At 71.8% G+C, this 18,353-nt stretch carries 17 protein-coding genes; 4 read left to right on the forward strand and 13 right to left on the reverse strand.

What is annotated here, in order from left to right; genetic code table 11:
* Positions 1-10 precede the first annotated feature (10 nt).
* From pstS to mshD, 8 genes are all read right to left on the reverse strand, one after another.
* Positions 11-1,153 (reverse strand): phosphate ABC transporter substrate-binding protein PstS, encoded by a 1,143-nt coding sequence (pstS, locus tag ACFQ79_RS14750; RefSeq protein ID WP_383583004.1) that lies wholly within the window; start codon positions 1,151-1,153, stop codon positions 11-13.
* Between the two features lie 413 nt (positions 1,154-1,566).
* Entirely contained in the window at positions 1,567-1,986 is a 420-nt protein-coding gene (locus ACFQ79_RS14755) for an NUDIX hydrolase (RefSeq protein WP_383583006.1), read from the reverse strand.
* Positions 1,983-2,984 (reverse strand): CHAD domain-containing protein, encoded by a 1,002-nt coding sequence (locus tag ACFQ79_RS14760; RefSeq protein ID WP_383583008.1) that lies wholly within the window; start codon positions 2,982-2,984, stop codon positions 1,983-1,985. The genes ACFQ79_RS14755 and ACFQ79_RS14760 overlap by 4 nt, the downstream gene beginning before the upstream one ends.
* Positions 2,971-5,238 (reverse strand): RNA degradosome polyphosphate kinase, encoded by a 2,268-nt coding sequence (locus ACFQ79_RS14765; RefSeq protein ID WP_383583010.1) that lies wholly within the window; start codon positions 5,236-5,238, stop codon positions 2,971-2,973. Before ACFQ79_RS14765 ends, ACFQ79_RS14760 begins: the two co-directional genes overlap by 14 nt.
* 240 nt (positions 5,239-5,478) lie before the next feature.
* On the reverse strand, positions 5,479-6,414 hold the full coding sequence (locus ACFQ79_RS14770) for an ABC transporter permease (RefSeq protein WP_383583013.1): 936 nt from the start codon (positions 6,412-6,414) through the stop codon (positions 5,479-5,481).
* Positions 6,411-7,253 carry an ABC transporter ATP-binding protein gene (locus ACFQ79_RS14775; RefSeq protein ID WP_383583017.1) on the reverse strand — a complete coding sequence of 281 codons (843 nt, stop codon included), beginning with the start codon at positions 7,251-7,253 and terminating at the stop codon, positions 6,411-6,413. The genes ACFQ79_RS14770 and ACFQ79_RS14775 overlap by 4 nt, the downstream gene beginning before the upstream one ends.
* Positions 7,250-7,636, reverse strand: a complete 387-nt coding sequence (locus ACFQ79_RS14780) for a GntR family transcriptional regulator (RefSeq protein WP_250761656.1) — start codon at positions 7,634-7,636, stop codon at positions 7,250-7,252. The genes ACFQ79_RS14775 and ACFQ79_RS14780 overlap by 4 nt, the downstream gene beginning before the upstream one ends.
* 142 nt (positions 7,637-7,778) lie before the next feature.
* On the reverse strand, positions 7,779-8,705 hold the full coding sequence (mshD, locus tag ACFQ79_RS14785) for a mycothiol synthase (RefSeq protein WP_383583019.1): 927 nt from the start codon (positions 8,703-8,705) through the stop codon (positions 7,779-7,781).
* 162 nt (positions 8,706-8,867) lie between these two features.
* On the opposite strand from mshD, the gene ACFQ79_RS14790 reads away from it, so the two are divergent.
* Together ACFQ79_RS14790 and ACFQ79_RS14795 are read left to right on the forward strand one after the other, a co-directional pair.
* Positions 8,868-10,676, forward strand: coding sequence for a bifunctional metallophosphatase/5'-nucleotidase (locus tag ACFQ79_RS14790; protein ID WP_383583022.1), 1,809 nt, complete (start codon positions 8,868-8,870; stop codon positions 10,674-10,676).
* Between the two features lie 138 nt (positions 10,677-10,814).
* Complete coding sequence (locus ACFQ79_RS14795) at positions 10,815-11,666, forward strand: phosphatidylinositol-specific phospholipase C (protein ID WP_266967582.1); 852 nt, start codon at positions 10,815-10,817, stop codon at positions 11,664-11,666.
* Here ACFQ79_RS14795 and ACFQ79_RS14800 read toward each other — a convergent pair.
* From ACFQ79_RS14800 to ACFQ79_RS14820, 5 genes are all read right to left on the reverse strand, one after another.
* On the reverse strand, positions 11,631-13,049 hold the full coding sequence (locus tag ACFQ79_RS14800; protein WP_383583025.1) for a sensor histidine kinase: 1,419 nt from the start codon (positions 13,047-13,049) through the stop codon (positions 11,631-11,633). The two genes, ACFQ79_RS14795 and ACFQ79_RS14800, sit on opposite strands and share 36 nt — an antisense overlap.
* On the reverse strand, positions 13,046-13,774 hold the full coding sequence (locus ACFQ79_RS14805; RefSeq protein WP_383583027.1) for a response regulator transcription factor: 729 nt from the start codon (positions 13,772-13,774) through the stop codon (positions 13,046-13,048). Before ACFQ79_RS14805 ends, ACFQ79_RS14800 begins: the two co-directional genes overlap by 4 nt.
* Before the next feature lie 32 nt (positions 13,775-13,806).
* Positions 13,807-14,940 (reverse strand): S1C family serine protease, encoded by a 1,134-nt coding sequence (locus ACFQ79_RS14810; RefSeq protein ID WP_383583032.1) that lies wholly within the window; start codon positions 14,938-14,940, stop codon positions 13,807-13,809.
* A 191-nt stretch (positions 14,941-15,131) separates the two neighbouring features.
* Positions 15,132-16,160 carry a LacI family DNA-binding transcriptional regulator gene (locus ACFQ79_RS14815; RefSeq protein ID WP_383583035.1) on the reverse strand — a complete coding sequence of 343 codons (1,029 nt, stop codon included), beginning with the start codon at positions 16,158-16,160 and terminating at the stop codon, positions 15,132-15,134.
* Positions 16,161-16,184: 24 nt separating this feature from the next.
* Complete coding sequence (locus ACFQ79_RS14820; RefSeq protein ID WP_383583038.1) at positions 16,185-17,015, reverse strand: response regulator transcription factor; 831 nt, start codon at positions 17,013-17,015, stop codon at positions 16,185-16,187.
* 226 nt (positions 17,016-17,241) lie between these two features.
* Here ACFQ79_RS14820 and ACFQ79_RS14825 point away from each other — a divergent pair, with 226 nt between their 5' ends.
* The gene (locus ACFQ79_RS14825; RefSeq protein ID WP_383583041.1) at positions 17,242-18,048 is read left to right on the forward strand and encodes an alpha/beta hydrolase; all 807 of its coding nucleotides are present in this window, start codon (positions 17,242-17,244) and stop codon (positions 18,046-18,048) included.
* A gap of 45 nt (positions 18,049-18,093) precedes the next feature.
* The gene (locus tag ACFQ79_RS14830) at positions 18,094-18,348 is read left to right on the forward strand and encodes a MoaD/ThiS family protein (RefSeq protein WP_383583043.1); all 255 of its coding nucleotides are present in this window, start codon (positions 18,094-18,096) and stop codon (positions 18,346-18,348) included.
* Positions 18,349-18,353 lie beyond the last annotated feature (5 nt).

Below are 18,353 nucleotides of genomic sequence, written 5' to 3' on the forward strand. Positions count from 1 at the left end.
CGGCCGGGGGTCAGGACAGGGTGGGGACGATCGCGCGGACCTTCGCGGCGATCTCGGCCGGGAGCGGGGCGTAGCCGGCGTCGGCGAGGACCTTCTGGCCCTCCTCGCTCACGGTGTAGTTGAGGAACGCCTTCAGGGTCGGCAGGGTCTCCGCCTTGTTGCCCTTGTCGCAGGCGATCTCGTAGGTGACGAGGACGATCGGGTAGGCACCCTCGGCCTTCGTCGCGTAGTCGAGGGAGAGGGCGACGTCGCTGCCCGTGCCCTTGATCTTGGCGGCGGCGATGGCCTTGGACGCGTTCTCCGAGGAGGCGGCGACCGGGGCGGCGGCACCGGTGTTGATGCTGACGGTGGAGATCTTGTTCGCGGTGGCGTACGAGAGCTCGAAGTAGCCGATGGAGCCCTCGGCGTCCTTCACCGCGGTGGCGACACCGGAGGAGCCGTTGGCGGCCTGGCCACCCTGGGCGGGCCACGACTTCGACTTCGGGTCGTGCTTCCAGTCGGCGGCGGCCGCGGTGGAGAGGTACTTGCCCAGGTTCTGGGTGGTGCCCGACTCGTCCGAGCGGTGGAAGGCCTGGATCGTGCTGTCGGGAAGCTTGGCGCCCGGGTTCAGCTTGGCGATCGCCGGGTCGTTCCACTTGGTGATCTTGTTGTCGAAGATCTTGGCGATGGTGGAGGCGTCGAGGACCAGGTTGTCCACGCCGTCCAGCTTGTAGCCGATGGCGATGGGGCCGCCGACCATGGGCAGGTTGACGCCCTTGCCGGTCTTGCAGATCTTCGCCGACTCGGCGACCTCTTCGTCCTTCAGGGCGGAGTCGGAGCCCGCGAAGGCGACCTGGCCCTGGTTGAACTTGGTGATGCCACCGCCGGAGCCGATGGCCTGGTAGTTGATCTCGACACCGGAGCACGCGGCCTGGAAGTTCTTGACCCAGAGGTCCATCGCGTTCTTCTGCGCGCTGGAGCCGGCGGCGAGGAGCTGGCCCTTGGCGCCCTCACAGGCGATGTTCGAGGCGGCGGTGGAGGTCTTGGTGCCGCCTTCCTTGGCCGGCGTCTCCGTGTTGTTGTCCGAGCCACACGCCGAGAGGACGAGCGCACCGGAGACGACGAGGGCACCGATCGCGGAGGCGCGAAGCCCGTTCTTGCGCGAAAGCTTCACTTTCGGGTGTTCCTTCCAGAAGCCGCCTTGTCGCGGACCGAGTGTCCTGAACGTTCTACGGCGGCGTGTGTCGGTTGGTGGTGCATCGCTGTGCTCTGTGCACCGTGTAAGGCCGAAATTAGGCAGAACAGGTGAAGCGGTCGACGGAACAGAGTGAACGGAAAGTGAACCGTGCCGGAAGGCCGGGTGCGGGACCCCCCGAGCGGGTGACGGTGACGTGCCGGTCGACGCCGTGACGGGCGCTGCGGCGTCTGGCGCGACGGGCTCCGAAGCGTCTGGCGCGACGGGCTCCGAAGCGTCTGGCGCGACGGGCTCCGAAGCGTATGGCGCGACGGGCGCCACGGCGTGGCAGGCGCCGCGAGGTGCGGCGTGGCAAGGGGATGGATGTCTGCCGAGGGTCGGCCGACCCGAGGCTAGCCCGTCGCCTTCGCCGTCAGGGCGTTCAGGAGGTCGCGGTCCCGCGGCTGGGTGAGGCGCAGGCGGGCCGCCACGGGCGGCAGCCAGACGACACGGTCGACCTCGCGGCTCGGGGTGAACGTGCCGCCGAGGGCGCGGCCCGCCCAGTACTCGACCTCTTTCGGGCGGCCGTCCACCGTGTAGCGGACCGTCGGCAGCCGGAGGCCGAGCGCGCAGTCCTGGCCCGTCTCCTCCAGGACCTCGCGCAGCGCGCACGCCTCCGCCGATTCGTCCCGCTTACGCTTGCCTTTCGGGTGCGACCAATCGTCGTACTTCGGCCGGTGGACCAGCGCGATCTCGATGTCGTGGCCGGAAACCGCCGGGCGCCACAGGACGCACCCGGCCGCTCGGACAGGATCCCGGCGTTCCCCGCTCATGGGACGGGCGCCGTCGTTCTTCGCCAGGTTCGTTGGAAGGCGAAGCGGGAGGCCTCGACCTCGTGGCGCTGGTCGGCGTGGAGGACGCCCAGGGCGTACGCGGTGGCCGGGGCGATCCGGGGTGTGCGGGCGGCCGCGGCGGCTGCCGACGCGGCCTCGGCGGCGTCCCGGTGCCGGTCGAGGGCGCGGGCGGCCTCGAACAGGACGGCGTCGGGTTCGCCCCCGGTGTGCAGGGCCTCGGTGGCGTAGCGGTGCAGGCGGAGCAGGAGCCGGGTCTGGTGCCAGGGGGCGTCCTGGCTCTCCCCGGTGGCCAGGGCGAGGGCGTCCGCGTTGTACGGGTGGGCCGCCCGCGTCAGCGGCAGGGCGGCCACCGCGTCCAGGAGGCGCCGCTCGGCGACCTCGGCGGCGCCGTCCAGGACCTCGACGGCGGGGGCGCTGCCCGCGGGGCCGAGCGGGACCTCGGAGGCGAGGAGTGCGACGGCGTCGGCGACCGCGTGGAAGCGGGCCGAGCCCAGTGCCTGGAGCGACGCCGAGTGGGCGCGCGTCCGGGCCAGGGTGAGCTGCCGTTCCAGGAGGGCGCCCGCGCGGGCGGCGCCGACGGTGAGGCCGGCCGTCTCGCTGCCGCGGGCGGCGGGGACGGGGCCGCTGCCGTTCATGCCGCCCGCGCCGCTCGACAGGCGGGACAGTGCGTCCACCAGGCGGATCAGTCGTGAGGTGCAGGCGTGTTCCAGGGCGAGGGTGCCCGAGAGCCAGGCGAGCTCGGTGCGCAGCTGGTCCGCCCAGGCGGTGTCGAGCAGCGGCCGGAACGTGTGGAGCGTCCCGCTGATGCGGCGGGCGGCGCCGCGCAGCGTGCGGGCCGCCTCCTCCGATCCGGCCGTGTCCGAGCCGCTCTCGCCGTGGAGCCGGAGACCGCGGAGGAAGTCCGCGGCCCGGGCGTGCAGGTAGGGGGCCAGGACCTCGCCCGCCGAGACGTCCTGCGACTGGTCAGGGTTGTGCACGCCGGCGCCTCCGCGCGTCGATGAGCATCTCCTGGACGTGCCGGAGCGGTCGGCCCTCGGGGTCGGTCGCGTGCCGCGTCCAGTTCCCGTCGGGGCCGAGGTGCCAGGAGGAGGTGGTGTCGGACATCCCGGTCTCCAGGAGCCGGGTGAGCGCTGCCCGGTGCGCCGGGTCCGAGACCCGTACGAGGGCCTCGATCCGGCGGTCCAGGTTGCGGTGCATCATGTCGGCGCTGCCGAACCACACCTCGGGTTCGCCGCCGTTGCCGAAGGCGAAGATCCGGGAGTGCTCCAGGAAGCGGCCGAGGATCGAACGGACCCGGATGTTCTCCGAGAGGCCGGTGACCCCGGGGCGTACGGCGCAGATGCCGCGGACCCAGATGTCGACCGGGACGCCCGCCCGCGAGGCCTGGTAGCAGGCGTCGATGACGGCCTCGTCGACCATCGAGTTGACCTTGATCCGGACGTACGCGGGCCGGCCGGCGCGGTGGTGGGCGATCTCCTTGGTGATCCGGGAGACGAGCCCGTCGCGCAGCGACTTCGGGGCGGTGAGCAGCCGGCGGTACGTCTCGCGGCGGGAGTAGCCGGAGAGCCGGTTGAACAGGTCCGAGAGGTCCGCGCCGACCTGCGGGTCGGCGGTCAGCAGGCCCAGGTCCTCGTAGAGGCGGGCCGTCTTCGGGTGGTAGTTGCCGGTGCCGACGTGGGAGTAGCGGCGCAGGAGCTCGCCCTCCTGCCGTACGACGAGCGACAGCTTGCAGTGGGTCTTCAGGCCGACGAGGCCGTACACGACGTGGCAGCCGGCCTCCTCCAGCTTGCGGGCCCACTTGATGTTGGCCTGCTCGTCGAAGCGGGCCTTGATCTCGACGAGGACGAGGACCTGCTTGCCGGACTCGGCGGCGTCGATGAGGGCGTCGACTATCGGGGAGTCGCCGGAGGTCCGGTACAGCGTCTGCTTGATGGCGAGGACGTCCGGGTCGGCCGCGGCCTGCTCCAGGAAGGCCTGCACGGACGTCGAGAACGAGTCGTACGGGTGGTGGAGCAGGACGTCCCGCTCGCGCAGCGCCGCGAAGATGTCCGGTGCGGACGCGGACTCGACCTCGGCGAGGTCCCGGTGGGTGCCGGCCACGAACTTGGGGAACTTGAGCTCGGGCCGGTCCTGCCCGGCGATCCCGAAGAGACCGGTGAGGTCGAGCGGTCCGGGCAGCGGGTAGACCTCGGCGTCGGAGACCTTGAGCTCGCGGACGAGGAGGTCGAGGACGTACGGGTCGATGGACTCCTCGACCTCGAGGCGCACCGGCGGGCCGAAGCGGCGCCGCATGAGCTCCTTCTCCAGGGCCTGGAGCAGGTTCTCGGCGTCGTCCTCCTCGACCTCCAGGTCCTCGTTCCTGGTCACCCGGAACATGTGGTGCGCGAGCACCTCCATGCCGGGGAAGAGCTCCTCCAGGTGTGCCGCGATGACGTCCTCGAGGGGTACGTAGCGCTGCGGGGAGGCTTCGAGGAAGCGGGACAGCAGCGGCGGCACCTTCACGCGGGCGAAGTGCCGGTGGCCGCTGACCGGATTGCGTACGACGACGGCGAGGTTGAGCGAGAGTCCCGAGATGTACGGGAAGGGATGTGCCGGGTCCACGGCCAGCGGCGTGAGGACCGGGAAGATCTGCTGCCGGAACAGGGTGAAGAGGCGCGCCTGCTCCTTCTCCGTGAGCTCGGGCCAGCGGATCAGGTGGATGCCCTCGTCGGCGAGGGCCGGGGCCACGTCCTGCTGGAAGCAGGCCGCGTGCCGGGCCATGAGTTCGCGCGAGCGGGTCCAGATCAGGTCGAGGACCTCGCGGGGCTGGAGGCCGGAGGCGGAGCGGGTGGCGACGCCGGTGGCGATGCGGCGCTTGAGGCCGGCGACCCGGACCATGAAGAACTCGTCGAGGTTCGACGCGAAGATCGCGAGGAAGTTCGCCCGTTCGAGGAGCGGGGTGGTGGGGTCCTCGGCCAGTTCGAGCACGCGCTCGTTGAAGGCGAGCCAGCTGCGCTCCCGGTCGAGGAAACGCCCCTGCGGCAGCTCGTCGCCGAGCGCGCCGTCGTCCTCGTAGGTGTCCGGGTCGGCGTCGAGATCCGCGTCGATGTCGGTCACGACGGCACCGTTGACCACGGTCGCGCGGCGCGCGGCTATGGAGTCGGCGGACGACCGGGCGGACGACGGAGCGGACGACGGGACGGACTGCGTGGCGGAGGACTGGACCGGGACCTCGGCGGGCTGCTGGCTCATGGCCCCATTCTTCCGCGCGAAGGGGTGGTCGGGCGCGTCGGAGCGGGCCGTGGGGGAGGGAAGTCTCCCCTTGGGGAGGGCCGCCCTGCCGGGCGGGGTCACGGAGCGCTTCATTGCGTGAGCGTCGCAAGCGCGTCTGAATGGCCGGTAACGACGACATGTCGTACGGGAATCGGGGGCGGGGCCGTGTGCGGGCCCCGCCCCTGATCGTTTGAATGTTTTACGGGTGCCGGTGCGCCCTTACGGGTGCCGGGCGCGCAGGACGCGGAAGGCGGCGTAGAGCGCGAGGGCGGCGAGGGCGAGGACGATGCCGCTCTCGATGAGCTGGGTGGGCCAGAAGTGTGACCCGGGGTGGTAGTCGAGGTACTGGGTGGTGACCTGCTCGTCGGGGCGGCAGGCGGCGCCGGGAGGGGAGTCGGGGGTGCAGAACCAGCCGGGCAGGCGATCGCCGGAGGCGCCGAGCAGTCCCTGGTCGACGAACATCCCGTTGTCGGGGGTGGCGATGAGGGAGGAGTTCTCCCTCGCGGGGCCGGTGATCGTCTCCACCGGCAGGAAGTCCCAGCGGAAGGCCCCGAGGGTGAGCAGGACCAGGCCGACGATCCCGCCGGTGGCGGCCATGGCCACCAGCGTGCGGCGGATCAGCTGGCCGGCGAGGGCGCCGACGGCGACGGCGAGCAGGACGTACGCGATGAGGACGATGCCGGTGGCCTCGTACGCGCCACGGTCGAACCAGTGGAAGCCCCACGAGCCCGAGACCTGTGTCCAGCCGAGCCGGTAGACGGCGATCAGGGCGAGCGTGGCACCGAGGGCGACGGCGGTCGCCGTGAGGAGCTTGGAGCGCAGCCAGGTCGTCGGGCTGATCGACTGGGTGAGCGAGAGCTTGTACGTGCCCGACTCCAGCTCGCGGGCGATCAGCGGGCCGGCGACGAACGCGCCGACGAGCAGCGGCAGCGCGATCATGGCGTTGGAGAGCTGCTCCATGGCTCCGCGCAGCATGTCGTAGCCGAGGCGGTGTTCGTACGGGAACGATCCCGAGGCCCGGTCCTGGGCCTCCCAGATCCGCAGGGCGCCGACGACCGCGAGGGAGGCGGCCACCGCGGCCCCCACCAGCCACAGCGTGCGCCGGTACTGGCGGACCGTCACCCAGTAGGGGCCCTTCAGGGCGAGGGTGCTCATGCCGGGGCTCCTTCGGTGGTGCGGAGGTGGGCGAGGAGGAGGTCCTCCAGGGAGGGGTCCCTTGTCTCCCAGGGGCCTTCGACGGGCCCCTCGCGGCGGATCAGGGCGGTGAGTTGACGGCCCGTCGTGCGGGACTCGACGACCGTGTGCGGGGCGAGGTCGGCGACCGGGCCGGTGAGCAGGGTGTGGGCGGCGAGGAGTTCGTCGACGGGTCCGTCGAGGCGGATCCGGCCGCCGTGGAGCAGCAGGAGGTGGTCGCAGGCGCCCTCCAGCTCGGTGAGGACGTGGGAGGACATGACGACGGTGGTGCCGCGTTCGGCGGCGTCGGCCATGAGCAGGCCCATGAGCTGGTGCCGGGCGAGCGGGTCGAGGTCGGCCATCGGCTCGTCGAGGAGCACCAGTTCGGGTCGCTTGCCGAGGGCGAGCGCGAGCGCGAGGCGGGTGCGCTGGCCGCCGGAGAGGGTCCGTACGACGGCTTCGGGGTCGAGCGTGTCGGCGAGGGCGCGCCGGGCGGCGGTGTCGTCCCAGCGGTCCGGGTTGAGTTCGCGGCCCATGCGCAGGGTGTCGGCGACGGTGAGCCGGGGGTGGAGCGGCTTGTCCTGGGCGACGTAGGCGAGGTGTTCGCGGGCCGGGGCCTCGATGGTGCCCTCGGTGGGGCGGATGAGCCCCGCCGCGAGGGCGAGGAGGGTCGATTTGCCGGCGCCGTTGGGGCCGACGAGGGCGCAGACCCGGCCGGCGGGGAGGGCGAAGGCGCACTCCCGCAGGGCCCAGCCGTGGGTTCTGCCCCCGTATTTCTTGCCCAGGAGATCGGCCTCCAGCGCGATGCCGTCTCTCGTCATGCGTCGTCCCCCTCGAAGTGTTCCTTCAGTACGGATGTGAAGAGCGCGGCCACGTCTTCGCGGTCCAGGCCGGCGGCGCGGGCGCGGCGGGCCCAGTCGGCGAGTTCGCCGCGCAGGGGCGAGTCGGCCGGGCCGGTGCCGAGCGTGGCGCGGACGAAGGTGCCGAGGCCGCGGCGGGCCTCGACGAGGCCTTCGCGTTCGAGCTCGCGGTAGGCCTTGAGGACCGTGTTGGGATTGATGGCCGTCGCTTCGACGACCTCACGTGCGGTGGGCAGTCGGTCGCCGGGCTCCAGGAGGCCCATCCGGAGGGCCTGTTTCGTCTGCTGGACGATCTGGAGGTAGGTGGCGACGCCACTGCGCCGGTCGATGCGGTACTCGACCACGATCGCTTCCACCACCCTTTCACTAATCAAGTAGTGAAAGGGTGGTGGAAAGAAGGGGGCGGTGTCAACCGCCCCCTGAGTCACAGGTGTTACAACTCGGCTTCGCCGGCTTCTCCGGCTCCGCGCCTACGGCTCCGCTGGGCTACGACTCCGTGCGGTACATCAGGTCCACCTCGTGCGTGACGAAGCCCAGCCGCTCGTACACCGTCACCGCCGCCGTGTTGTCGGCGTCCACGTACAGCATCGCCGTCGGCAGCGCCTGCGCCGCCAGGTGCCGCAGCCCGGTCGCGGTGAGCGCCTTGCCCAGGCCGCCGCCCTGCGCGTCGGGCAGGATGCCGACGACGTACACCTCGCCGAGCTGCTCCTCGGCGTGGGTCTTCGTCCAGTGGAAGCCGACGAGCCGGCCGTCCTTCTCCGCGAGGAAGAAGCCCTTCGGGTCGAACCAGGGCTCGGCCATCCGGTCGTCCAGGTCCCGCTGGGTGAGCGAGCCCTGCTCGGGGTGGTGCGCGAAGGCCGCGGAGTTGACGGCCAGCCAGGCCGTGTCGTCCTGGCCGGGGACGAAGGTGCGGACGGTGACGCCCTCGGGGAGCACCGGCTCCGGGATGTCGAGCGGGGTCAGGGAGCGGCGGAGCTGGCGCAGTTCGCGGAACAGGGTCAGACCGAGGACCTGGGCGAGGTGCCGGGCGGCGGACTTTCCGCCGTGCGCCCAGACGCGCAGCCGCTTGCCGGAGGCGGCGAGCAGGGCGGTGCCGAGCGCCCGGCCGTGGCCGCGGCCGCGGTGGCCGGGGTGGACCACGAGCTCGGCGGCCGGGGCCTCGATGGGGTCGGTCTCCTCCAGCTGGGCGTAGCCGTAGAGATGGGGGCCGACGGTGAGGAGGAAGTGCCGCACGCCCTCGCGTCCGCCGTGCCGGAGGTAGAGCCGGCCCTGCTCGGAGACGGCGTGCACGCCGTCGGCCTGGTCCGCGGCCTTCAGCAGGTCCAGTACGTCCTGGATCTGCTCGGGCGTGAGCTCGTCGTAGGTGTGGATCTGCCGTCCGGGTTCGAGGGCCGGCGCCGCGTCGGAAGTCATGGACCCGAGCCTACGGTGACGCGCGGCCGCCCCGGGGAAAGGCGACGGCAACTGTCTCGTAACCCGCTACCCCCTGTTGCGCTACGCGCGTTGACTCTAGGCTTCGCTGGCACGTCAGCAGTCGAGAGGCGCACCGGAACGGGCGCGGGGACAAGGGGAGCGATGGCAGCGACACCGAAGAAGAAGAGGACAGCCGCGCGGATACTCGCCGTCGGCGCGGGGCTCGCCACCGTCGGCGCACTCGTCGCCGCGCTGCCCGCGGGCGCCTCGGGGACCAAGGGCGGGGGAAACCACGGGCGGTACGTCGACGTCCAGCTGCTCTCCTTCAACGACCTGCACGGCAACCTGGAGCCGCCGACCGGCTCGGCGGGCCGGCTCACCCGCCTCAAGGAAGACGGCACGACCGAGACCCTCAACGACGTCGGCGGCGTCGAGTACCTGGCCACGCACCTGCGGCAGGCCCGCCAGGGCAACCGGTACTCCGTCACCGCCGCCGCGGGCGACATGATCGGCGCCTCGCCGCTGGTCTCCGGACTGTTCCACGACGAGCCGACCATCGAGGCGCTGAACAAGCTGAAGCTCGACGTGAGCTCGGTCGGCAACCACGAGTTCGACGAGGGTGCGCGCGAGCTGGCCCGGATCCAGAACGGCGGCTGTCACCCGACCGCCGGCTGCTTCGAGAAGGGCAAGCGGTTCCGGGGCGCGGACTTCCCGTACCTCGCCGCCAACGTGACGAACGAGAAGAGCGGCAAGCCGCTGCTCGACCCGTACTTCGTCTGGGAGCGCAACGGAGTCAAGATCGGCTTCATCGGCGTGACCCTGGAGGGCACGGCGAACATCGTCTCCGCCGAGGGCATCAAGGGCCTGAAGTTCGGCGACGAGGTCGAGACGATCAACAAGTACGCCAAGGTGCTGGAGCGCAAGGGCGTGAAGTCGATCGTCGCCCTGCTCCACGAGGGCGGCCTGCCGGCCTCGGGCGCGTACAACTACGACTGTGACAGCCCGGGTCCCGGCAACGGCATCTCCGGCCCGATCGTGGACATCGCGAAGAACGTCAGCCCGCAGGTCGACGCCCTGGTCACGGGCCACACCCACCAGGCGTACGCGTGCACCATCCCGGACCCGGCGGGCAAGCCGCGCACGGTCACCTCGGCGGCCTCCTTCGGCCGGCTCTACACCGACACGACGCTCACCTACGACCGTCGTACGAAGGACATCGTCCGCACCGCGGTCGCCTCCGCGAACCACGTCGTCACCCGTGACGTGCCGAAGGCCGCGGACATGACCCGGCTGATCACCCGCTGGAACGCGCTGGCGGCGCCGATCGCGAGCCGTCCCGTCGGATTCATCTCCGCCGACATCGACAACCCCCTCGACGCGACGGCGTACGAGAAGCCGCTGGGCAACCTGATCGCGGACGCGCAGCTCGAGGGCATGGCCCCGGCCGACAAGGGCGGCGCGCAGCTGGCCCTGATGAACCCGGGCGGTGTCCGCGCGCCGCTGGTCCACAAGGCGTCCGGCGCCGAGGGCGACGGGGTGGTGACCTACGGCGAGGCGTACACGGTCCAGCCGTTCACCAACATGATGACGGCGGTCGACCTGACCGGCGCCCAGCTCATCACCACGCTCCAGCAGCAGGTCAGCGGTGCCAACCAGGCCGCCCCGAAGATCCTCCAGATCTCGAAGGGCCTCACCTACACCCTGGACATGACGAAGACCGGCGCCGACCGGATCGTGGTGTCCTCGGTGAAGCTGAACGGCGAGGCGATCGACCCGTCGAAGACCTACCGGGTCGCGATGAACGAGTTCCTGGCCGGCGGCGGTGACGGCTTCGCCGTCCTGAAGGAGCACAAGAACAAGCTGGTCGGCGCGTCCGACCTGGACCTGTTCACCGCCTACCTGGCGGCGCACTCCACCGCGACCGCGCCGCTGGCCCCGCCGGCGACGGGCCGGATCACGGTCGTGAAGTAACTCCGCACGAGGAGCTGCCGGCCGGGCGACTCGGCTGGGCCCAGGGGGGCGGTGGACCGTTCGACGGTCCGCCGCCCCCTCCTCGTTCGAGGCCACGGCACCCTGGTGTACGTGACGCGTACACGTCATACTCCGCGCATGGACCGTAGAAGCTTTCTCGCGGGAGCCGCGGCGGCGGGTGCCGTCCTCCTGGTCGGTGCCCCCTCCGCACGGGCGGCCACCACCCAGGACTGGATGGCCGGCCACGGCGACCCCACCCCGCTCCAGAAGCTCACCATCCCCGGCACCCACGACTCGGGCGCCCGCTTCGGCGGCCCCTGGTCCGAGTGCCAGAACACCACGATCGCGCAGCAGCTCGCCGCCGGAATCAGATTCCTCGACGTACGGTGCCGGGTCACCGGCGGATCCTTCGCCATCCACCACGGCGCCTCGTACCAGAACATGATGTTCGGCGACGTCCTCGTCGCCTGCCGCGACTTCCTGGCCGCCCACCCCTCCGAGACCGTCCTGATGAGGGTCAAGCAGGAGTACTCGTCGGACTCCGACGCCACCTTCGGGGCCGTCTTCACCGACTACCTCGACAACCGGGGCTGGCGCTCGCTGTTCCGCATCGGCGACACCGTCCCCTCCCTGGGCGAGGCCCGCGGCAAGGTCGTCCTCATCGCCGACAACGGCGGCCTGCCCGGCCTCAAGTGGTGGGACGGCGGGGCCATCGCGCTCCAGGACGACTGGAACGCCCTGCCCAACGCCAAGTACCCCAAGATCGAAGCCCACTACCGCAAGGCCGTCGAGCAGCCCGGCAAGCTGTACATCAACTTCGTCAGCACGTCCGCGTCCCTGCCGCCGCGGTGGAACTCCGACAACCTCAACCCCCGCGTCCACGGCTTCCTCGACGGCACGGCGAACACCTGGAAGGGCCTCGGCATCACCGTCCTGGACTACCCCAACACCCGCTCAGGCCTCGTCGAGTCCCTCATCCGCCACAACTGACGGCGGCGGGGTCGGCGCCCCCGGCAGCCGGAGCGTCGCCACGGTGCCGCCCCCCTCCGCCGGGGTCAGGGCGATCGTGCCGCCCGCGTGGTGGACGGTACGGGCCACGATCGACAGGCCGAGCCCCGAGCCCGGGAGGCTGCGTGCCGACGGGGAGCGCCAGAACCGGTCGAAGACGTGCGGGAGCTCGTCCGGCGCGATGCCGGGACCCTGGTCGCGGACGGTCAGTTCGCCGCGCATCAGGGTCACCTCGACCCGGCCACGGGGCGGCGAGAACTTCACCGCGTTGTCCAGGACGTTCACCAGGGCCCGCTCCAGGCCGGCCGGTTCCGCCCGGACGTACCAGGGCGCCAGATCGGTCACGAAGGTCAGCTCCGGGCCGCGCAGCCGCGCCCGGTCCAGCGCCGCCCGCAGGATCGTGTGCAGCGGGACCACTTCGAGCGGCCCCTGCTGCACCGCGTCCGGCCGGGCCAGCTCCTGGAGGTCGCCGATCAGCGCCGCCAGCTCCGTCATCTGCGCCTTCACCGAGGCCATCAGGGCCCGCCGGTCGTCCGGCGGGATCGCCCGGCCGGTCTCCTCGCTGCGCGCGAGCAGCTCGACGTTCGTCCGGAGCGAGGTCAGCGGCGTACGGAGCTCGTGCCCGGCGTCCGCGATCAGCTGCGCCTGCCGGTCCCTGGACGTCGCGAGCGCCGCCGTCATCGCGTTGAACGAACGCGAGAGCCGGGCGATCTCGTCCTCGCCCTCGACCGGGATCCGCACGGTCAGGTCCTCGGTCGCGGCCACGTGCTCGACCGCCCCGGTCAGCCGGTTCACCGGCTCCAGACCGGTCCGCGCCACCCACAGGCCGGCCGCGCCCGCGCCGACGACGCCGATCCCGGAGACCAGGAGGAGCACCCAGCGCAGGGTGGACATCGAGTTGTCGATCTCGTCGAGGGGGCGGGCGACGGAGACGGCGAGCCCGATCGGGCCCTCCTGCGGGTAGGTGAAGACCCGCATCTCCCGGCCGGCGTCGTCCTTCACCGTGTGCAGGGTGAACTCCAGCTGCCCCCTGGCCACCGCGAGATCCCCGGTCCCGGCCGGGATCGCGGCCTTGCCGGAGGTGCACACGGTGCCGTTGGCGAAGATCACCTGCACCGTGTACGAGCCGGCCACCGGCGGCGGTGTCGTGCCCTGCCGGCACAGCGTGAGCAGGCTCTGCACCCCGTTCGGGTCGAGCCGGGTGCTGCGCAGGGAGGCGTCCATCTCGTTCTCCAGCTGCGTCCGCGTCACGAACCAGCACGCGAGCGACACCGCGGCCACGGCCACGGCCACGGCGAACGCCGTGAGGAGGGCGAGGCGCGAGCGGAGCGGCCGCGACCGGAACCAGGCGAGGGGACTTCTCACTCCCCGCCCCCTCCGCGCAGCGCGTATCCCACGCCCCGCACCGTGTGCACGAGGCGCGGCTCGCCGCCCGCCTCCGTCTTGCGCCGCAGGTACATCACGTACACGTCCAGTGAGTTCGAGCTCGGTTCGAAGTCGAAGCCCCATACGGCCTTGAGGATCTGCTCCCGGGTCAGCACCTGCCGCGGGTGCGCCAGGAACATCTCCAGGAGCGTGAACTCCGTCCGCGTCAGCTCCACCGTCCGCCCGCCGCGGGTCACCTCGCGGGTGGCGAGGTCCATCCGCAGGTCCTCGAAGGACAGCACGTCGGCGTCGGCCGGGGCGGAGGCCGTGGCGGAGGCGTACGAGCTGCGCCGCAGCAGCGCCCTGATCCGGGCGAACAGCTCGTCCAGCTCGAACGGCTTCACGAGGTAGTCGTCGGCGCCCGCGTCGAGCCCGGTGACCCGGTCGCCGACCGTGTCGCGCGCGGTGAGCATCAGGATCGGCACGGTCGATCCCGACGCCCTGATCCGGCGGGCCGCCGTCAGCCCGTCCATGCGGGGCATCTGGACGTCGAGGACGACGAGATCGGGGGCGTACGACTCCATCCGGGCGAGCGCGTCGAGTCCGTCCACGGCGTCCTGCGTCTCGTACCCCTCGAAGGCGAGACTGCGGCGCAGGGCCTCTCGTACGGCGGGCTCGTCGTCGACGATGAGGATGCGTTCGGGCTCGTGTCGCTGGGCGGTCATGGGCTCAGCGTCGCACGCCGCACGGTCGCCGGTCAGTTGTCGCCGCCCGCGCGCAGGCTGTCCAGGTCGGCCTTCACGGTGTCGACCGGGATGGCGAATCCGAGACCGACGCTGCCGGCCGTCGAACCGTTCGAGGAACTGGGCGAATACATGGCCGAATTGATTCCGATGATCTCGCCGTTCATATTGATCAACGCGCCGCCGGAATTCCCCGGATTGAGCGAGGCGTCGGTCTGCAGCGCCTTGTACGTGGTCTTCGACGAACCGGTGTCGCCGTTGAACTGCTGTCCGCCGAACTCGAACGGCCAGCCCTGCCGCGGGTCGTACTGCTGCTGTCCCTGCTGCTGGTCCTGGCTGTCGTCGTCCTTGGCCACGGTCACGTCCCGGTCGAGGGCCGAGACGATGCCGCTGGTGACGGTCCCGGTCAGGCCCTCGGGGGAGCCGATCGCGACGACCTGGTCGCCGACCCGCACCTTGGACGAGTCGCCGAGGGTGGCCGTCTTGAGGCCGGAGGCGCCCTGGAGCTTGATGAGGGCGAGGTCCTTGTCGGGGTCGGTGCCGACGACCTCGGCCCGGTAGGACTTGCCGTTGCTGAGCTGCACGGTGATCTCGGACGCGCCGGAGATCACGTGGTTGTTGGTGATGATCTCGCCGTCGGAGGTGATGATCACGCCCGAGCCGGTGGACTTTCCGGAGCTGGAGCTCGCGGAGATCTCGACGATGGAGGGGGAGACGGCCTCGGCGACGCCGGCGACCGTGCCCGTGTTGCCGGTGGAGACGTTGGTGCCGTTCACGTTCGAGGAGGCGGCGACGGGGGTGTCCGATGTGGCCTGCTGGACCAGCGTCGCCGTGCCGCCGCCGATCGCGGCGGCCGCGATCGCCACGGCGGCCATGAGGCCGACCCCGCGCTTGGCGCGGCGCCGGGAGCCGGGGCCTCCGGCGGGCGCGGCGGCCGGGGCGCCCAGGGGGGCGACGGGCGGGGCGGGCGGACCCGACGGCGGTACGTGCCCACCGGACGGCCAGACGGTGGTGCCGGGCTCGGTGACGATCGGCCGGGTGGCGGTCTGCTCGGCGCCCGCCGGCGGCTGGGCCGGGGCGTAGGGCGGCCTCGGCGGGTGCGGCGGGTAGTAGGGCTGCTGCGGCTGCTGCTCCTGGAAGTCCGTCATGGAGATGACTCTCGGAGTTGTTCATGAGAGCCGTCTGAGGACCGGCTGAGAAGCCCGACAGAACCCTGTATGCCCGATATAAAGAACCCTCCTGGAAGGGAGGGCTCTCGGTCGGTCGAAGCGCCGGTCGAGCGCCGGTCGAGCGCCGGTCGAGCGCCTGTCGAGCGTCGGTCGAGCGCCGGTCGAACCGCTCAGCCGCCGTCGCAGCCGCAGGAGCGGCGGACCACCAGGGCCGACGGGAAGAGCTTCACGCGCTCGCGGCGCGAGCCCGCCACGCGGAGCGAGTCGTCCAGGACCAGGTCCACCGCCGCACGGGCCATCGCCGGCCGGTCCGAGGAGACCGTGGTCAGCGGCGGGTCGGTGAGCGCCGCCTCCTTCACGTCGTCGAAGCCCGCGACCGCCAGCTCCGCCGGCACCTCGATGCGCAGCTCGCGCGCCGCCCGCAGGACACCGAAGGCCTGGTCGTCGGTGGAGCAGAAGATGGCCGGCGGCCTGTCCGGGCCCGCGAGCAGCTTGAGGGCCACCTGGTAGGCGTCGTAGCGGTTGTACGGGGCCTGGAAGAGCCGGCCCTCGATCGAGCGGCCCGCCTCCAGCATGGCCCGCCGCCAGCCCTCCTCGTGGTCGGCGACGGGGTCGCCGACGGCCGGGGTGTTGGGGATGCCGCCCATGCAGGCCACGTACGCGTGGCCGTGCTCCAGGAGGTGCCGGGTGGCGAGCTGGGCGCCGCCGATGTCGTCGGTGACGACGGCGACGTCGTCCAGGGCCTCGGGCCGCTCGTGCAGCAGCACCACGCGCGCGTCCCAGGCCTCGATCTCGCTCGCGGCCCGCTCGCTCATGCCCTGGCTGACCAGGATCAGACCGGAGACCCGCATGCCGAGGAAGGCCCGCAGGTAGTGGACCTCGCGCTCGTCGCGGTAGTCGGAGTTCCCGACCAGGACCATCTTCCCGCGCTCGGCGGCGGCCTGCTCGACCGCGTGCGCCATCTCCGCGAAGAACGGCTGCCGCGCGTCCGGCACGATCATGCCTATGAGATCCGTGCGGCGGGACGCCATCGCCTGGGCGACCCGGTCGGGGCGGTAGCCCAGTTCCTTGATCGCGGCGAGGACACGCTCGCGCGTGGCCGGGGCGACCGGCCGGGGTCCGTTGTTGATGACGTAGCTCACGACCGCGGTCGAAGTACCTGCCAGTCGAGCTACGTCATCCCGCGTCACCTTGGCCACGCGCGGCAGTCTACGCGGGGTGACCTACCTACCGGCAGGTCGCACTGTGGCATCCGCCACGTTCCTGTCCGCCAGGGGGGTGACATCCCCCGTGGCGTCCTTGACGTGGGCGGTCGCACGCGCCTGCTCCTGCGCACGTGCCTCCTCGGCCTTGGCCCGCGCCTCCTCGGCGGCCCGCTCGACCTTCTCGGGGGTGACGAAGCGGTAGCCGACGTTACGGACGGTGCCGATGAGCGACTCGTGCTCGGGGCCGAGCTTGGCCCGCAGCCGCCGTACGTGGACGTCGACCGTCCGGGTGCCGCCGAAGTAGTCGTACCCCCACACCTCCTGCAGGAGCTGTGCGCGGGTGAAGACCCGGCCCGGGTGCTGGGCCAGGTACTTGAGGAGCTCGAACTCCTTGAAGGTCAGGTCCAGGACCCGGCCCTTGAGCTTGGCGCTGTACGTCGCCTCGTCGACCGACAGGTCGCCGTTGCGGATCTCCATCGGGGAGTCGTCCGCGACGATCTGCTGCCGGCCCATGGCGAGCCGCAGCCGCGCCTCGACCTCGGCGGGTCCCGCCGTGTCGAGGAGGACGTCGTCGATGCCCCAGTCGGCGGTGACGGCCGCGAGACCGCCCTCGGTGACGACGAGGATCAGCGGACAGCCCGGTCCGGTGGAGCGGAGCAGCTGGCAGAGCGAGCGGACCTGCGGGAGGTCGCGCCGCCCGTCGACGAGGATCACGTCCGCGCCGGGGGTGTCCACGAGGGCGGGGCCCTCCGCCGGGGCGACCCGGACGTTGTGCAGGAGCAGACCGAGGGCGGGCAGCACCTCGGTGGAAGGCTGGAGAGCGTTGGTGAGGAGCAGCAAGGCGCTCATCGCGCACCACCTGCCGTCCCTGCCGTCGGTCGGTCGTGCTTCGGTCGCTCGCTCATAACGTCGGTTCCTCCTCGGTCCCTGCGAGGACGTGCACTGCTTCGTACAGATCACTGCCGGCTCTCGCGCCCTGAGAGCTTTTGTTCATCCGTCCGTAACAACGGTCGGAAAACGCAAAAGGACCCGGGGGCTGCGTCGCCCGGATCCTCTGCCAAGGAGAATAGCCCACATGAGTTCAGAGGGAGAGGGTCGATTTCATATGGTGGATGTCTCCCTGATCACTTCCGGCTCCCGGCGGGCAATGTTGCGTACGGATGACGATGTCCGGATCGAGGCGGTTTACGAACCCTCTCAGGCCAGTGTCACCGATACGGCGGTCGTCGTCGCCCACGGGTTCACCGGGTCGGCCGACCGGCCGGCCGTCCGCCGTGCCGCACGCGTGTTCGCCGAGCGGGGCGCGGCGGTGATCACCTTCTCCTTCCGGGGGCACGGAGCCTCCGGCGGTCTCTCCACCCTCGGCGACCGGGAGGTCCTCGACCTGGCCGCCGCCGTCCGCTGGGCACGTGAGCTCGGCCACGCGCGCGTGGCGACGGTCGGCTTCTCCATGGGCGGCTCCGTGGTCCTGCGCCACGCGGCCCTCGCGCGGGAGACGGACGGACGCGCCGACGCGGTCGCCGCCGTCTCCGCGCCCGCCCGCTGGTACTACCGGGGGACGGCGCCCATGCGCCGCCTCCACTGGGTCGTCACCCGGCCGGCGGGCCGCCTCGTCGGGCGGTACGGGCTCCGCACCCGCATCGACGCCCGCGCCTGGGACCCCGTACCCCTCTCCCCGGTGGAGGCGGTGCCGCTGATCGCGCCGACCCCGCTGCTGATCGTGCACGGCGACCGGGACGCGTACTTCCCGCTCGACCACCCGCGGATGCTGGCCGGGGCCGGCGAGGCCGAGCTGTGGCTGGAGCGGGGGATGGGGCACGCCGAGAACGCGGCGGACGAGGAGCTGCTCGCCCGGCTCGGGAACTGGCTGACGCGCGCATAGCCCATCATGGGGGGCGGCGCGCACACGAACGAAGGGAGCGCCGCTATGGCAGCGGGAACCATCCGCTACTGGGCCGCGGCCAAGGCCGCCGCCGGTGTCGCGGAGGAGCCGTACACCGCCGAGCACCTCGCCGAGGCCCTCGACGCGGCCCGCGAGAAGCACCCGGGCGAGCTCGTCCAGGTCCTCAAGCGGTGCTCGTTCCTGGTCGACGGCGACCCCGTCGGGACCCGGAGCCATGAGACGGTACGGCTTGCCGAGGGCGGCACGGTCGAGGTGCTCCCCCCGTTCGCAGGAGGGTGAACCCC

This window comes from Streptomyces sp. NPDC056480 (assembly GCF_042795405.1).
Classification (GTDB): Bacteria; Actinomycetota; Actinomycetes; order Streptomycetales; family Streptomycetaceae; genus Streptomyces.

Excerpts from the sequence above, each read along its gene's own strand:
- ACFQ79_RS14755 (WP_383583006.1), bottom strand. The coding sequence starts at position 1,986 with ATGAGCGGGGAACGCCGGGATCCTGTCCGAGCGGCCGGGTGCGTCCTG.
- ACFQ79_RS14765 (WP_383583010.1), bottom strand. The coding sequence starts at position 5,238 with ATGAGCCAGCAGCCCGCCGAGGTCCCGGTCCAGTCCTCCGCCACGCAG.
- ACFQ79_RS14770 (WP_383583013.1), bottom strand. The coding sequence starts at position 6,414 with ATGAGCACCCTCGCCCTGAAGGGCCCCTACTGGGTGACGGTCCGCCAG.
- ACFQ79_RS14775 (WP_383583017.1), bottom strand. The coding sequence starts at position 7,253 with ATGACGAGAGACGGCATCGCGCTGGAGGCCGATCTCCTGGGCAAGAAA.
- mshD (WP_383583019.1), bottom strand. The coding sequence starts at position 8,705 with ATGACTTCCGACGCGGCGCCGGCCCTCGAACCCGGACGGCAGATCCAC.
- ACFQ79_RS14790 (WP_383583022.1), top strand. The coding sequence starts at position 8,868 with ATGGCAGCGACACCGAAGAAGAAGAGGACAGCCGCGCGGATACTCGCC.
- ACFQ79_RS14795 (WP_266967582.1), top strand. The coding sequence starts at position 10,815 with ATGGACCGTAGAAGCTTTCTCGCGGGAGCCGCGGCGGCGGGTGCCGTC.
- ACFQ79_RS14805 (WP_383583027.1), bottom strand. The coding sequence starts at position 13,774 with ATGACCGCCCAGCGACACGAGCCCGAACGCATCCTCATCGTCGACGAC.
- ACFQ79_RS14810 (WP_383583032.1), bottom strand. The coding sequence starts at position 14,940 with ATGACGGACTTCCAGGAGCAGCAGCCGCAGCAGCCCTACTACCCGCCG.
- ACFQ79_RS14820 (WP_383583038.1), bottom strand. The coding sequence starts at position 17,015 with ATGAGCGCCTTGCTGCTCCTCACCAACGCTCTCCAGCCTTCCACCGAG.
- ACFQ79_RS14825 (WP_383583041.1), top strand. The coding sequence starts at position 17,242 with ATGAGTTCAGAGGGAGAGGGTCGATTTCATATGGTGGATGTCTCCCTG.
- ACFQ79_RS14830 (WP_383583043.1), top strand. The coding sequence starts at position 18,094 with ATGGCAGCGGGAACCATCCGCTACTGGGCCGCGGCCAAGGCCGCCGCC.